15 protein-coding genes are annotated in these 13,029 nt (G+C 68.0%); 4 read left to right on the top strand and 11 right to left on the bottom strand.

Going from position 1 to position 13,029, the window contains the following annotated elements:
* Positions 1-87: 87 nt before the first annotated feature.
* Positions 88-1,632 (top strand): sensor histidine kinase, encoded by a 1,545-nt coding sequence (locus D457_RS0117160; RefSeq protein ID WP_017581911.1) that lies wholly within the window; start codon positions 88-90, stop codon positions 1,630-1,632.
* Positions 1,633-1,731: 99 nt separating this feature from the next.
* Here D457_RS0117160 and D457_RS0117155 read toward each other — a convergent pair whose 3' ends face one another.
* Both D457_RS0117155 and D457_RS0117150 read right to left on the bottom strand, forming a co-directional pair.
* Complete coding sequence (locus D457_RS0117155) at positions 1,732-1,986, bottom strand: WhiB family transcriptional regulator (protein WP_017585070.1); 255 nt, start codon at positions 1,984-1,986, stop codon at positions 1,732-1,734.
* A 286-nt stretch (positions 1,987-2,272) separates the two neighbouring features.
* Entirely contained in the window at positions 2,273-3,235 is a 963-nt protein-coding gene (locus D457_RS0117150) for a diacylglycerol/lipid kinase family protein (protein ID WP_017581909.1), read from the bottom strand.
* 115 nt (positions 3,236-3,350) lie between these two features.
* On the opposite strand from D457_RS0117150, the gene D457_RS0117145 reads away from it, so the two are divergent.
* Positions 3,351-3,749, top strand: a complete 399-nt coding sequence (locus D457_RS0117145) for a hypothetical protein (protein WP_017581908.1) — start codon at positions 3,351-3,353, stop codon at positions 3,747-3,749.
* A 93-nt stretch (positions 3,750-3,842) separates the two neighbouring features.
* Entirely contained in the window at positions 3,843-5,222 is a 1,380-nt protein-coding gene (locus tag D457_RS0117140; RefSeq protein ID WP_026116735.1) for an acyltransferase family protein, read from the top strand.
* Positions 5,223-5,289: 67 nt separating this feature from the next.
* Here D457_RS0117140 and D457_RS0117135 read toward each other — a convergent pair whose 3' ends face one another.
* The 7 genes from D457_RS0117135 to D457_RS0117105 form a co-directional block, all read right to left on the bottom strand.
* Positions 5,290-6,048, bottom strand: a complete 759-nt coding sequence (locus tag D457_RS0117135; RefSeq protein ID WP_017581906.1) for an RNA polymerase sigma factor SigF — start codon at positions 6,046-6,048, stop codon at positions 5,290-5,292.
* A 41-nt stretch (positions 6,049-6,089) separates the two neighbouring features.
* Entirely contained in the window at positions 6,090-6,515 is a 426-nt protein-coding gene (locus D457_RS0117130) for an ATP-binding protein (RefSeq protein ID WP_017581905.1), read from the bottom strand.
* Between the two features lie 123 nt (positions 6,516-6,638).
* Positions 6,639-7,130 (bottom strand): GNAT family N-acetyltransferase, encoded by a 492-nt coding sequence (locus tag D457_RS0117125; protein WP_017581904.1) that lies wholly within the window; start codon positions 7,128-7,130, stop codon positions 6,639-6,641.
* A gap of 176 nt (positions 7,131-7,306) precedes the next feature.
* Positions 7,307-7,897, bottom strand: coding sequence for a class I SAM-dependent methyltransferase (locus tag D457_RS0117120; RefSeq protein ID WP_017581903.1), 591 nt, complete (start codon positions 7,895-7,897; stop codon positions 7,307-7,309).
* Between the two features lie 184 nt (positions 7,898-8,081).
* The gene (locus D457_RS0117115; protein ID WP_017581902.1) at positions 8,082-8,912 is read right to left on the bottom strand and encodes an amino acid ABC transporter ATP-binding protein; all 831 of its coding nucleotides are present in this window, start codon (positions 8,910-8,912) and stop codon (positions 8,082-8,084) included.
* Complete coding sequence (locus D457_RS0117110) at positions 8,912-9,871, bottom strand: amino acid ABC transporter permease (RefSeq protein ID WP_017581901.1); 960 nt, start codon at positions 9,869-9,871, stop codon at positions 8,912-8,914. Before D457_RS0117110 ends, D457_RS0117115 begins: the two co-directional genes overlap by 1 nt.
* A gap of 101 nt (positions 9,872-9,972) precedes the next feature.
* Positions 9,973-10,884: an ABC transporter substrate-binding protein gene (locus D457_RS0117105; RefSeq protein ID WP_017581900.1), complete on the bottom strand. Its 912-nt coding sequence runs from the start codon at positions 10,882-10,884 to the stop codon at positions 9,973-9,975.
* A gap of 381 nt (positions 10,885-11,265) precedes the next feature.
* Between D457_RS0117105 and D457_RS0117100 the strand changes: the two genes are divergently transcribed.
* Positions 11,266-12,459: an NAD(P)-dependent malic enzyme gene (locus D457_RS0117100; RefSeq protein WP_017581899.1), complete on the top strand. Its 1,194-nt coding sequence runs from the start codon at positions 11,266-11,268 to the stop codon at positions 12,457-12,459.
* A gap of 59 nt (positions 12,460-12,518) precedes the next feature.
* Here the strand turns inward: D457_RS0117100 and D457_RS34830 are convergent, their stop codons facing one another.
* A complete protein-coding gene (locus D457_RS34830) occupies positions 12,519-12,743 on the bottom strand; it encodes a type II toxin-antitoxin system HicA family toxin (protein WP_017581898.1) in 225 nt (74 codons plus the stop codon).
* The gene (locus D457_RS0117095) at positions 12,743-12,952 is read right to left on the bottom strand and encodes a type II toxin-antitoxin system HicB family antitoxin (RefSeq protein ID WP_017581897.1); all 210 of its coding nucleotides are present in this window, start codon (positions 12,950-12,952) and stop codon (positions 12,743-12,745) included. Before D457_RS0117095 ends, D457_RS34830 begins: the two co-directional genes overlap by 1 nt.
* Positions 12,953-13,029: the final 77 nt, after the last annotated feature.

Genomic DNA, 13,029 nt, shown 5'->3' with positions numbered 1-13,029 from the left:
CGGCGGCTGTTCGGCCGCCGATTGGTGTGGACCACTGGTCGAGTGCGTGTCTCTTGAGTATGCACGTCTTCATGGGATGATTTGTGAGTGCCTCACCTCAGCGACCTCATTCGCCGCCACACGTCACTCAAGCAGGCGGACCTGGAGTGGATCCACTCACTGGTCTCGGACTGGCAGCTCCTGGCCGACCTTTCCTTCGCGGACCTCGTGCTGTGGGTGCGTCTCCGCGATGACGACGGCTGGGTCGCCGTCGCGCAGATGCGTCCCACCACCGGACCGACCGCCTTCCAGGACGACCTGGTCGAGACGGTGCTCCGGGACGACATGACTGATGTCACGTCCCGCTCCGGCCCCAGAGTGGTCGGCCGCCGTGCCCTTATAGACCGCGCCTGGAGCGAGGGTCGGATCTGCCGGGACGGCGACCCCGACTGGTCGGGCGGGGTGCCGGTCCGCGAGGAGACCATCCCGGTCCGCCGCGCGGGCAACCTCATCGCCGTCATTCAGCGCAGCACCAACCTGAGCTCGGCGCGTACCCCCAGCCGGCTGGAGCTCACCTACCTCCAGAGCGCGGGCGACCTGGCCCAGATGATTGCCGAGGGGGCCTTCCCGTTCAGCGACCAGGGGCCGCTCATGGTCCGCTCGCCGAGGGTGGGCGATGGTCTACTCAGACTGGACCAAAACGGTGAAGTGGTCTACGCCAGCCCCAACGCTCTCTCGGCCTACCGGCGGCTGGGCCTGACCGCTGACCTGGTGGGCGCGCGCCTGGACCGCACCACGCTCGAACTCGCCGTACAGGGCGAGGCCCGCGACGAGAACCTCACCTACACGGCGAGCGGCCGCGCCCCGCAGGAGGCCGAGGTCGACGCGCGCGGGGTCACCGTCCAACTGAGGTCCATACCTTTGGTCATCGACGGGGTGCGGATCGGCGCGCTGGTGATGGTCCGCGACGTCACTGAGCTCCGGCGGCGCGAGCGCGAGCTCATGACCAAGGACGCCACCATCCGGGAGATTCACCACCGGGTGAAGAACAACCTCCAGACGGTGGCGGCGCTGCTTCGGCTGCAGTCGCGGCGCCTGGACATCCCCGAGGCGCGGGCGGCCCTGGACGAGGCGGTGGGCCGGGTGGGCTCGATTGCGATCGTGCATGAGATGCTCTCGCACACCCCGGACGAGGTCGTGGATTTCGACGACATCGCCGATCGGGTCATGCAGATGGCGGCGGAGGTGTCCTCGACCGGCAGCGCGGTGGTGCCGCGCCGGGACGGGCACTTCGGGCTGCTGAACGCGCTGGTGGCCACGCCGCTCTCGATGGTCCTGGCCGAATTGGTGCAGAACGCGGTGGAGCACGGGCTGGATCAGGGGCCGGGCCTGATCGAGGTGAAGGTGCGTAGGTTCGACGCCGGGCCCGGGTTCCCGGGGCCGAGCAGTCTGGAGCTGGCCGTCTCCGATGACGGCGGCGGACTGCCGGAGGACTTCGACCTGGAGGGGACCACGAGTCTGGGCCTGCAGATCGTGCGGACCCTGATCGTGGGAGAGCTCGGAGGGACCCTGGCGATCAAGCCGAAGGAGACCGGAGGGACCGAGGTGGCGATCAGCCTGCCACTGGAACACGAGGAACGCGAGGTTCCCTGAGGTGATGAGCCCGGTGGGGGGCCGTGCGGCCGTGCGCCGTCCCCCGCCGCGCCAGCGGGGGGTCGGTCGGCGTCATCGTCTGTTCGTGCTTGGGGGCGGCTAGCTACGGACCATGGGTCGTAGCGCGGAACCACGGCGCTTGATGCGGCGTCGTTCCTCTTCCGAGGTGCCGCCCCAGACTCCGCCGTCCTGGCCGCTCTCCAGCGCCCACTTCAGGCAAGCCGAGCTGACCGGGCAGCGCTGGCAGACTGCCTTTGCCTCCTCGATCTGGATCAGTGCGGGGCCGAAGTTGCCGATGGGGAAGAAGAGTTCGGGGTCTTCGTCACGGCAGGCTGCGTCATGGCGCCAGTCCATGCGGTCCACTCCTCACAGTGAGGCGATCATTTGTGAAGCTTTTCACGATCGGAATGTGCAAGGGCGCCCGGTGGATGGGATCCACCGGCGGGTCGTCAAGGCCGAGGTAGTTGAGGTTTCACCCCACGGCCACGTGGGAAGCGCCCAAATTAACTCGCCCGTAACTCGCGGCGATATCTTGAGCGTGACAGGATCACCGGGGCCATGCAAGAGCTCGCGAGGCCAAAGGTCCTGTTCCCCGTGTCAGGTGCGTCACAGTGATCGGGAATGGCCGCTTTCCCTGCAATTAACAGAAGATTCGTAATGCCTTCGGTACCGATTGGAAGTTGACCTCTTCACGCTCGCCCAGGTATTCACCGTCGATTTGGAAGGCTCTCGGGTGGGTCGAGGAGATCCGCAGCGACGGCTGGTCGTGCCAGGTCGCGTACCCGTCCCCACGTGCGGGAAGGCCCTTGGGCAAGAACATTTGGGAAAGAACCCAGCCGGTATGCATGTCTTGCACAACGGCCACGTCGCCCAGCGGGTGCGAAGGCTTCGTCAGCGCGAAAGCGTCCAGTCCCAGCTCGAAACGGGAGTCCGGGGTCGGCTGGAGTGGGAAGGCGCCCGCGTAGGTCCACGGTGTCGTATTGGTGACCAAGGCGAAATACGCGTCGTCCAAGGACCCTCCGTGAGTGGCGACGCTCAGTGACGGATCGCGCAGATCCCCCTGGAAGAACAGTTTCGCCGCGGCTTCCGCGTACAGCGCGGGTGTCGCCTTCCGGCCTACCTCGCGTTCGAGTTCCACCTGGTGCACCACGTCGGCGTCCCAGCCGAAACCCGCACAGAAGGTGAAATAGCGGTCGTCCTGGTCGCTGGTGATCCGGCCCAGCCCGATATCCCGCCAACGGTCGGCCTTGATGGCCTTCAGTACCGCGCCGGTCGCGTCGACCGGGTCGCCGGGCACGCCCAGGGAACGGATGAACACGTTCGCGCTGCCGCCGGGGATCACCGCATAACCGGGGCGGGTCAGCCCTTCCGGGGTGGACAGGAGCCCGTTGACGACCTCGTTGACGGTGCCGTCACCGCCCAGGCTCAACACGAGTTCGTACCCCTCCGCGGCTGCCCCACGGGCCAGCTCGCGGGCGTGGTTCCGGTACGCGGTCTCCACGGCCGTGACGTCCAACTCCTCCGTCAGAGCGCCGAGGATCACCTCACGGGTACGGGAAGTGGTCGTGGTCGCCTGGGGATTCATGATGAAGAGGGATCGCACGTCGCCAGTGTAGGCGTTCCCCTACCAACTGGTAATACGGAAGGCGGGGATGAAGCGCCGGCGGACGATCCGGGGTCGGGAGGGGGAACACCGGGAGCGCGTATAGGCTCGTCAGGTGTCTTCGCGTCCCATTACCATCGTCATCGCCGCCGCGCTCGAGGCCCTGATCGGGCTGGTCGCGGCGATCGCCGGAATCTACAGCCTCTACACCGCGATCACCGGCCAGGCCACCGACCCGGTCTCGTCGGCCATCCCACTCGCCGTGATCGGTGTCGGGGTCGGCGCGCTGCTGGTCTTTGTCGCGCACGGGCTGTGGCAGCTGCGGGACTGGGCCCGGACCCCGGTGGTGGTGACCCAGCTCTTCATGGCCGTGATCGCCTACTACATGTTCACCGGTGGGCAGTTCGTGATCGGCTCCGTGATGATCGGCACCGCCGTCATCGCCGCGGCCGCTGTTCTGGCACCGCCGACGACCGCGGTGCTGTTCACCGAGGTCGGGAACGAACGCCGGTAGTACCGATGAACCCTTGCGGAATCCGTGCGTGCCCCCCGGTGAGCTGGGCATACTAGCTGGGAACACCGTAGGGCGCCCACGAAGTGGTGAGCGATGACGAGCCGAGGCCAGACCTTCGGCGGGGGTGTGAGGCGGGCGGCGCGCAATACTCCCGCAAGTCGGGACCGGTACGTCGATTTCCTCAGAGCCCTGGCCATCCTCCTCGTGGTGGTCGGGCACTGGCTCGCCGTCGTGATCGTCTCTTCCAACGGTATGACTGGCGAGAACGCCCTGGCCGAGCTGGCCTGGGCCCGCCCGATGACGTGGCTCTTCCAGGTCATGCCGGTGTTCTTCCTGGTCGGGGGGTACTCCAACGCCGCATCCCTGGCGTCGCACCAGTGCAAAGGCGGTGACAGCGCGGGCTGGCTCCTCGGCCGCACCGACCGGCTGCTGCGCCCCACCAGCGCTTTCCTCGCCCTGCTGTGGGCCTCCGCACTGGCCGCTGGGCTTGCCGGGGCCGACCGTGACCTGATCGCGGTCGGGGTGTGGGCCGCCTCGATCCCCCTGTGGTTCCTCGCCGCCTACCTCGGCGTGGTGCTGTGCGCCCCCGCCATGTACGCCCTGCACCGGAGGGCGGGTACGGTCGTGCCAGTCCTGCTGATCGGCGTGGTCCTGCTGCTCGACGTGCTGCGGCTGGGTGCTGGGGTGCCGCTGGTGGGTGACCTCAACTACCTGCTTGTCTGGCTCACGATGCACCAGGTGGGGTTCCTGTGGCGCGATCGCTGGACGGGTACCGGGCCGCTCGTACCCGGGGGTGTCGCGGTAGCCGGTCTCGGCCTGCTGGTCACGCTGACGGTGTTCGGGCCCTACCCGGTGAGCATGGTGGACGTCCCGGGGGAAGACCTGGGCAACGCCTCTCCACCGACGTTCGTGCTGCTACTGCTTGGTCTGGTCCAGACGGCGGTCGTCCTCGTGCTGGCGAGGCCGGCGAGGCGGATGCTGCGCCGAATCGGCCCCTGGACGGTGGTCGTCGCCGTGAACTCGGTGGTTCTGTCCCTGTTCCTGTGGCACATGCTGGCCGCCGTGCTCGCCGGGGCGCTGCTCCACGGCACCGGTCTCTTCCCCGAACCGGCGGTGGGCTCGCCGCAATGGCTGCTGTTCCGGATCCCGTGGCTGCTCGCGGTCTCGGCGGTGATGGCCGTGCTGTTGGCGGTGTTCGGCCGTATCGAGGCGCGCACCACCCCGTCCAGTGCCGGTTGGCGTGCGGGAGGCCTCCGTGAGCTCCCGCCCGGACAGGTCCTCTGGAACGCGGTGACCTGGCCCGCGTTGCTGGCCGTGATCCTCGGACTGGTGTGGGTGGCGTTGGCGGGGCCTGAGGACCACGGCGTCGGCATGTTGCCGACCGCCGCGTTCGCCTCCTACGTCGCGGGCGCGACCGTGCTGCGTCTGGCACGCCGCCGACACGCTGGCGCGGAACAGAGGCGAGCGGAGTAGCCCCCAGAGAGCGAAGGAGGCCCCGGTGCTTCGTTTTCGGAAGACACCGGGGCCGCCACGGGAGACTTCAGTCGTCCGTGGTGAGTGCCTGTCGCAGCTGCGCCAGTGTGCGCGCCAGCAGGCGCGACACGTGCATCTGGGAGATTCCCAGCTCCTGGGCGATCTGCGACTGTGTCATGTTCCCGAAGAAGCGCAGCAGCAGGATGCGCTTCTCCCGGGGCGGCAGCTGTTCCAGGAGCGGCTTCAACGACTCCCTGTACTCCACGCCCTCCAGAGACTCGTCGACGATCCCCAGTGAGTCGGCCACCGCAGGGGCGTCCTCGTCACCGCTGTCGGGAGCGTCCAACGAGACCGTCGAGTAGGCGTTGGCGGACTCTAGGCCCTCCAGCACCTCCTCCTCGGTCATCTGCAGGTGCGCGGCCAGTTCCGCGACGGTCGGGGAGCGCCCCTCCCGCTGAGACAGGTCGCTGACCGCCTTGGTCAGCGAGAGCTTCAGCTCCTGGAGGCGACGGGGAACCCGTACCGCCCAGCCCTTGTCCCGGAAGTGACGCTTGATCTCACCGACGATCGTCGGGGTCGCGTAGGTGGAGAACTCCACCCCGCGCTCCAGGTCGAACCGGTCGATGGACTTGATCAGCCCGATCGTGGCCACCTGGGTGAGATCGTCCAGCCACTCACCGCGGTTGCGGAACCGTCGGGCCAGGTACTCCACCAACGGCAGGTGGAGTTCCACCAGCTCGTCACGGATCGCCCGGCGCTCAGGTGCGTCCGCGTCGAGTTCGTTAAGGCGCTCGAACAACTCTCTCGCGCGCGCCCGGTCGGGCACCGCGTGCTCGGTCTTCGCTGTCAGAGCGGGCCCCCTTTCGCTCACGCCGGCTCCAGGGTGCCTCGGCGTTTGTACAGGACGATGTAGACGCGGTCGTCCGGACCGACCCCCGCGTCGACATCCCCCGCGAGAGCGGACAGGACGGTCCAGGCGAAGGTGTCACGGGCGGGAAGGCGGCCGTCCGCGGTCAGCACCGAGACGGATATGCGCATCCCCTCGGGGGTGAGTTCGAATTCCGTGGTCAGTTCTGTGCCGGGCAGCGCCTGTGAGAGGAGCATCGCGCAGGCCTCGTCGACCCCGATCCTCAGGTCCTCGATCTCGTCGAGGGTGAAGTCGAGTCGGGCGGCCAGCCCTGCCGTCGCCGTGCGCAGGACAGACAGGTAAGCGCTGTCGGCAGGCATGTTGACGGTGACAGCGTCGCGTACACCGGTGGCATCGGCCGTGGGCACAGCGGTTTCTTCGGTCACGTCCCTCCTTCGGGGGGCGAGGTTGCCGCTTGAGAGCAATGTATCTCGTTTCACCCTGCCACTGACGCAGGGAGAACAGATCGTGTCCGGCCAGAGGCCCGAACACGAGACGAATGGCCTGGCTCAGCCCTTCTCAGAGCCCAGTGCGGCCAGCGCGTCGCCGTCCATACGGCGGACCGTCCATTCGTCCATGGGCGTTGAACCCAGGGTCTCGTAGAACCCGATCGCCGGAAGGTTCCAGTCCAGAACCGACCATTCGAGACGGGTGTAGCCGCGCTCCACACAGATCCGGGCGAGGTTTTTCAGCAGGGCCTGCCCGTATCCGTGGCCGCGCAGCTCGGGCCGGACATACAGGTCCTCCAGGTAGATACCGTGCCTGCCGGTCCAGGTGGAGTAGTTGCGGAACCACAGGGCGAACCCGGCCGCGACCGGGGTGCCGTCGGAATCTGTGTGTTCGGCGAGGTGCGCGTACACCGCGGCGTCCGGTCCGAACAGGGCGGTGTGCAGGTCCTGCTCGGTGGCGACGACCGCGTCGGGTTCCTTCTCGTACTCCGCGAGCTCCCGGATCATCCCGTGGATGACGGGAACGTCGTCGGGTCGGGCAGGACGGATCATCGGACCACCTCGGGAGCGGAGCTACGGCTACGGTCGCTCCCCAGAGTATGCGCTGGACGGAGGGGGTTCGCGGGACAGCCGGGGCCCAGGGACGATTCGCCCGTCAGCAGAGGTCCGGCCCGCCGTCAGGGCGCCGCTGTCCCGTCTCGCCTGGCGCCGCCGCTGTCCCGCCTCTCCTAGTGCGGCCGGTGCGCGACCAGCCGCTCCACCATGCCGAAGAGCAGCCGGTCGTGGTGGCCCACCTCGAACCCGGCCTCCTCCGCGACGGTCCGGGGCAGCCTGCGCGGGTGCTTGCGCAGGCGCTCACGGAGCCGGAACGGGAACCGGGTGTACTCGATGTGGTCGACCAGCAGCAGCCGGCCCCCCGGCGCCAGGACCCGGTGCATCTCCGCCAGCGCGCGCCCCTGGTCGGGGATCGTGCACAGCGCCAGAGCGCACAGCACGGTGTCGAAGGACTGGTCGGCGAAGTCCAGCTCCTGGGCGTCGCCTTCCACCAGGGTCACCGGGCGGCCCTGCTCCTCGGCTCTCTCCCGGGCCCGCTCCAGCATGGCGGGGCTCAGGTCCACCCCGGTCAGCTTCACCTGCGGCGGGTAGTGCTCCAGGTTCATCCCGGTGCCCACGGCCACCTCCAGGGTGCGCCCCCTGGCGCCGCCGCACAGGAGCCTGCGGGTGTTGCGGATACCCGCAGGCTCGATCCGGGCCCCGGTGTCGTATCTCTTCGCCCGGCCCTCCCAGAACTCACGGGCCTTCTCCGTACGCGCGTTCATGCCTCTCCCCTGGGGCGGGTGGGATCCCCCTGATGACTTTGGGGCCGCGAGCCCCTCCGGTCAAGGGCGACGCGGGCACACAGCGTTGGACACGGAGGTGAACATGACGGAGCCCCGCGCTCCCGGTGGGGAACGCGGGGCTCCGCGCGGTGATTCGTACGGTGGTCCGTGGGACCGGTCGCTCCTAGAGGACCTTAGACAGGAAGGCCTGGGTGCGCTCATGCTGGGGGTTGGAGAGCACCTCGTCCGGGGTCCCCGCCTCCACCACGACGCCGTCGTCCATGAAGACCAGCGAGTCGCCGACCTCGCGGGCGAAGCCCATCTCGTGGGTAACCACGACCATGGTCATACCGCCCTTGGCGAGGTCGCGCATGACGTCCAGGACCTCACCGACCAGCTCCGGGTCCAGGGCGCTGGTGGGTTCGTCGAACAGCATCAGCGACGGCTCCATCGCCAGCGCGCGGGCGATCGCCACGCGCTGCTGCTGGCCGCCGGAGAGCTGCTCGGGGTAGGCGTGCGCCTTGTCCGGCAGCCCGACTCGTTCCAGCAGTTCCATGGCGTGCGCGGTGGCCTTCGCCCGCGGAACCCGCTTGACCTGGACCGGTGCCTCGGTGACGTTGCCGAGCACGGTCAGGTGCGGGAACAGGTTGAACCTCTGGAAGACCATCCCGATGTCGCTGCGCTGCGCGGCGATCTCACCGTCGCGCAGTTCGTACAGGCGGCCGCGCTTTTGCCGGTAGCCCATCAGCTCGCCGTTGACCCACAGGCGGCCCGCGGTGAGCTTCTCCAGGTGGTTGATGCAGCGCAGGAACGTGGACTTGCCCGACCCTGAGGGGCCGACGATGCACATGACCTCGCCGCGCTTGACCTCCAGGTCGATACCCTTGAGCACCTCCAGGCGCCCGAAGCTCTTGTGCACGTCCTCGGCCACCACGAGGGCGTCCGCGGGCAGCTCCGCGCCCTCAGCGGTCTCCACGACCCCGTCGTGCGCGGTCACGCCGTTCTCCTCGGTCATCAGTGCGCCCCTCCCACGATGCGGTCCCGGACCCCGCGCTCACTCCGGCTGAACCTGCGTTCGATGAAGTACTGGCCGACCATCAGGACACTGGTGATCGCCAGGTACCACAGGCACGCCGCCACCAGCATCGGGAAGATCTGGTAGGTGCGGGTACCGACCGCCTGGAGCTGGTAGAAGAGCTCGATGGTCACCGGCACGTACGCCAACAGGGCGGTGTCCTTGAGCATCGCGATGGTCTCGTTGCCGGTGGGCGGGATGACCACGCGCATCGCCTGCGGCAGGGTGATGCGCCGCATGATCTTGCTCCGGCTCATCCCGAGTGCCTGGGCGGCCTCGGTCTGGCCCTTGTTCACCGACTGCAGGCCCGCACGGATGATCTCGGCCATGTAGGCGCCCTCGGATAGGGCCAGGGCGAGCAGACCGGCCATGTAGCCGCTCAGCAGCGTGCGGACGTCGATCTCGAAGAAGCGTGCGTCGCCCTCCAGACCCAGCCACGGCATCCAGTAGTTGTCGAACGGGAGCCCGATGTGGATGGTCGAGTACAGGATGGCGATGTTGCCGAAGAGCACCGCCAGCACCAGGCGGGGCACGCCGCGGAAGAACCAGGTGTACATCCAGGAGACCGAGACCAGGACCGGGTTCCCGGACAGGCGCATGATCGCGAGGATGACGCCCAGCAGGATGCCGATGATCATGGCCAGGATGGTGGCGCTGAGGGTCACCCAGACACCACGCAGGACCGGGTCCGAGAACATGTGGTCGAACATGAAGGGCCAGTTGAACGCCGGGTTCGTGATCAGCATGTTCACGAACATCGCGGCGAGGACCAGCACGATTCCGGCGGCGACCCAGCGTTCCGGGTAACGGACGGGGACGGCGGTGATCGGGTCGGCCGAACGGCTCCGGGTCGGTTCCTTCGACCCCGGATCGTCCGCCGATGCACTCGGTGACGTCACGGATCAGACTTTCGCTAGTGGCGGGCGCCCGGACGGATCCGGGTGAAACGGCCGCACGCCGGCCCTGTGCGAGCTCGGCGTGCGGCGGGGCGGTTCGAGGCCTACTCCTCGACGGAGGGGTTGACCTCGGAGGTGTCGATGGCGCCGGTCTCGATACCCCACTCCTCGAGGACGGTGTCGTAAGTGCCGTCCTCCATGATGGCGTTGAACGCGGCGGCCAGGGCGTCAGCCAGCTCGGTGTCCTCCTGGTTGACGACGACGCCGTACGGTGCGGCGTCGTACTGCTCACCGATGAACTCGAGCTGGTCGCCGGTCTCCTGCAGGGCGAACAGCGAGGTGGGCAGGTCGGCCAGGGAGGCGTCGTTCACCCCGGAGATCACGCTGGTGGTGGCCAGCTGCTGGTTCGGGAACTTCTCGATCGTGATGGCGTCCTCGCCCGCCTCGACGCAGGCTTCGCTGCGGGCCTCTGCGTCGGCGTCGTGCGTGGTACCGGTCTGCACGGCGATGCGCTGGCCGCAGGCGTTGTCGGGGTCGATGTCCTCGGGGTTGCCGGCCAGGGAGAACCACTGAGTCCCGGAGGAGAAGTAGCTGACCATGTTCACGGTCTCCATGCGCTCCTCATTGATGGTGAAGGAGGAGGCGCCGAGGGTGTACTGGCCGCTGTCGACGCCGATGATGATCGCGTCGAAGTTGGCGGGGACCCACTCGGCCTCGAGGTCGAGCTTGCTCAGGGCGGCGGTGACCAGGTCGACGTTGAAGCCCAGGACGGTCTCGCCGTCCTCGTCCAGGTACTCGCCGGGCGGGTACTCGGCCTCGACGCCGATGGAGACGGAACCGGCCTCGCGGATCTCGTCGGGGACCAGGGCGGCGAGCTCCTCGTCGGCGGAGACCTCGGGTGCTGCCGAGTCGTCGGCACCCTCCCCACCGTTGCCGCACGCTGTCAGGGCCAGGATGCCGGCGGCGGCCAGGGCGCCGAGGGCGAACGGCCCGGAGTGGGGCTTGCGCAGTGCCATGTGGGGTCTCCTTCTGGGAGCACGGAGTGCCTGGTCAGAACCGGGTGCGACGGTGAACGCGGACTGCCGATGTCGGGATGCAGGACATTATGCTTGATCTGGCGATACGTCGGTAACATCCCATCGTGTCCACCCGCGATTTTCCTCTGGTCACCGTTGTGAGAGGATTGCGTAACGGGTCATCCCCGTGAGATGCGGACGCGCAGTACTCGGATAAGAGTCCAGCGAAGACCGTCCCTTCCGGCGAACACCACCGGTCATGGCCGACCGGCGCCGTGAAGGGCTCCCCTAGCACCCTTACGTCTTCGCGCGTGATCCGTTGCCCACCGTCCCTCGTCATGGCCGACGCGGGACGTAGCATCAGACCGAGGGGTTTGAGTAGTGACCACCTTTTCTTCGCGTACCCAGAACACGTCCCATCTGGACGAGGACCCGGCTTTCGCCATGCACCGCGGCGGCAAGCTACAGGTGACCTCCACCGTGGACGTCAGTGACCATGAGGGCCTGTCCCTCGCCTACACCCCCGGCGTCGCCCGCGTCTGCGACGCGATCGCCGAGGACGCCGAACTGGTCGAGACCTACACCTGGAAGAGCAACCTGGTCGCCGTCGTCACCGACGGCACCGCCGTGCTCGGGTTGGGCAACATCGGACCGGAGGCCTCCCTGCCGGTCATGGAGGGCAAGTCGCTGCTGTTCAAGCAGTTCGGCGGTGTCGACTCCGTGCCGATCGCGCTCAACTGCACCGACACCGACGAGATCGTCGAGACCGTCGTGCGCATGTCGCCGTCCTTCGGCGGCATCAACCTGGAGGACATCGCCGCCCCGCGCTGCTTCGAGATCGAGGCCAAGCTGCGCGAGCGCCTGGACATCCCGGTCTTCCACGACGACCAGCACGGCACCGCGATCGTGACCGTCGCCGCGATGCACAACGCCGCCCGCCTCACCGGCCGCACCCTGGCCGACCTGCGGGTGGTCGTCTCCGGCGCGGGCGCCGCCGGGGTCGCCGTCACCAAGATGCTCATCGACGGCGGGATCGGCGACATCGCCGTGGCCGACTCCAAGGGCATGATCTACCAGGGCCGCGAGGGCCTGACCCCGATCAAGCAGGAACTGGCCTCGATCAGCAACAAGGCCGGTCTGCAGGGCTCCATCGAGAGCGCCCTCAAGGGCGCCGACGTCTTCGTCGGCCTGTCCGCCGGAGAGGTCCCCGAGTCGGTCGTGGCCACGATGGCCGAGGACGCCATCATCTTCGCCATGGCCAACCCCAACCCGGAGGTGCACCCGGACGTCGCCCGCAAGTACGCGAGCGTCGTCGCCACCGGGCGCAGCGACTTCCCGAACCAGATCAACAACGTGCTGGCCTTCCCGGGCGTCTTCCGGGGCGCCTTCGACGTCCAGGCCAGCGACATCACCGAGAACATGAAGCTGGCCGCCGCCAAGGCGCTGGCCGGGCTGGTCGGTGACGACCTGAGCGCCGACTACGTCATCCCGAGCTCCTTCGACGAGCGGGTGGTCCCGGCGGTCTCCGCCGCCGTCGCCGCCCAGGCCCGCCAGGACGGCGTCGCCCGCCGCTAGGCACACCGAAACACACGGCCAAGGCCCGCGGACCGTACCGGTCCGCGGGCCCTCGTCGCTCACAGCAACATCTGAAGTTCCTCAACACTCATGCCACAGTCCTTGAGGATCCCTCGAAGCGTGCCTTTCGCCACGTCTTGGCCCCCGTGGACAGGAACAGAGGTCCCTCGGCCGTCCGGGTGCCGCATCGCATGGTGGCTGCCGCGAATACGCACCATGTGAAACCCCGCGCGCTCTAGCGCCTTGACTAGTTTGTCACCACGAACACTCGGTACAGGCGGCATCAGGCGACGTCCAGAGTGAGCTCGAGTTCCTGAGGAGGTCCGAACTCCTCGATCATGAGGCTGACCGCCTCCCGAAGGTCGGCGATGGCCGTCTCCGGGGTGTCCCCCTCGCCGTGGGCACCGACGCCAGGTCGGAGCAGTGCGTGGGCACACCAGACTCCGTCTTCGTCTTGTTCGATCGTGTATGGGATGTGCACGGTGCGGGACATGCGGTCCCCCTCTCCTAGGCAATCCGAATTTACCCTAACTAGGTATTGTCGATCAGTGGAATCGGGTCGAGGCCACC

It is taken from the genome of Nocardiopsis valliformis DSM 45023 (genome assembly GCF_000340985.1).
GTDB classification, from domain to species: domain Bacteria; phylum Actinomycetota; class Actinomycetes; order Streptosporangiales; family Streptosporangiaceae; genus Nocardiopsis; species Nocardiopsis exhalans.
Note: the sequence above shows the minus strand (reverse complement) of the source record. Positions and strands in the feature narration are given on the sequence as shown.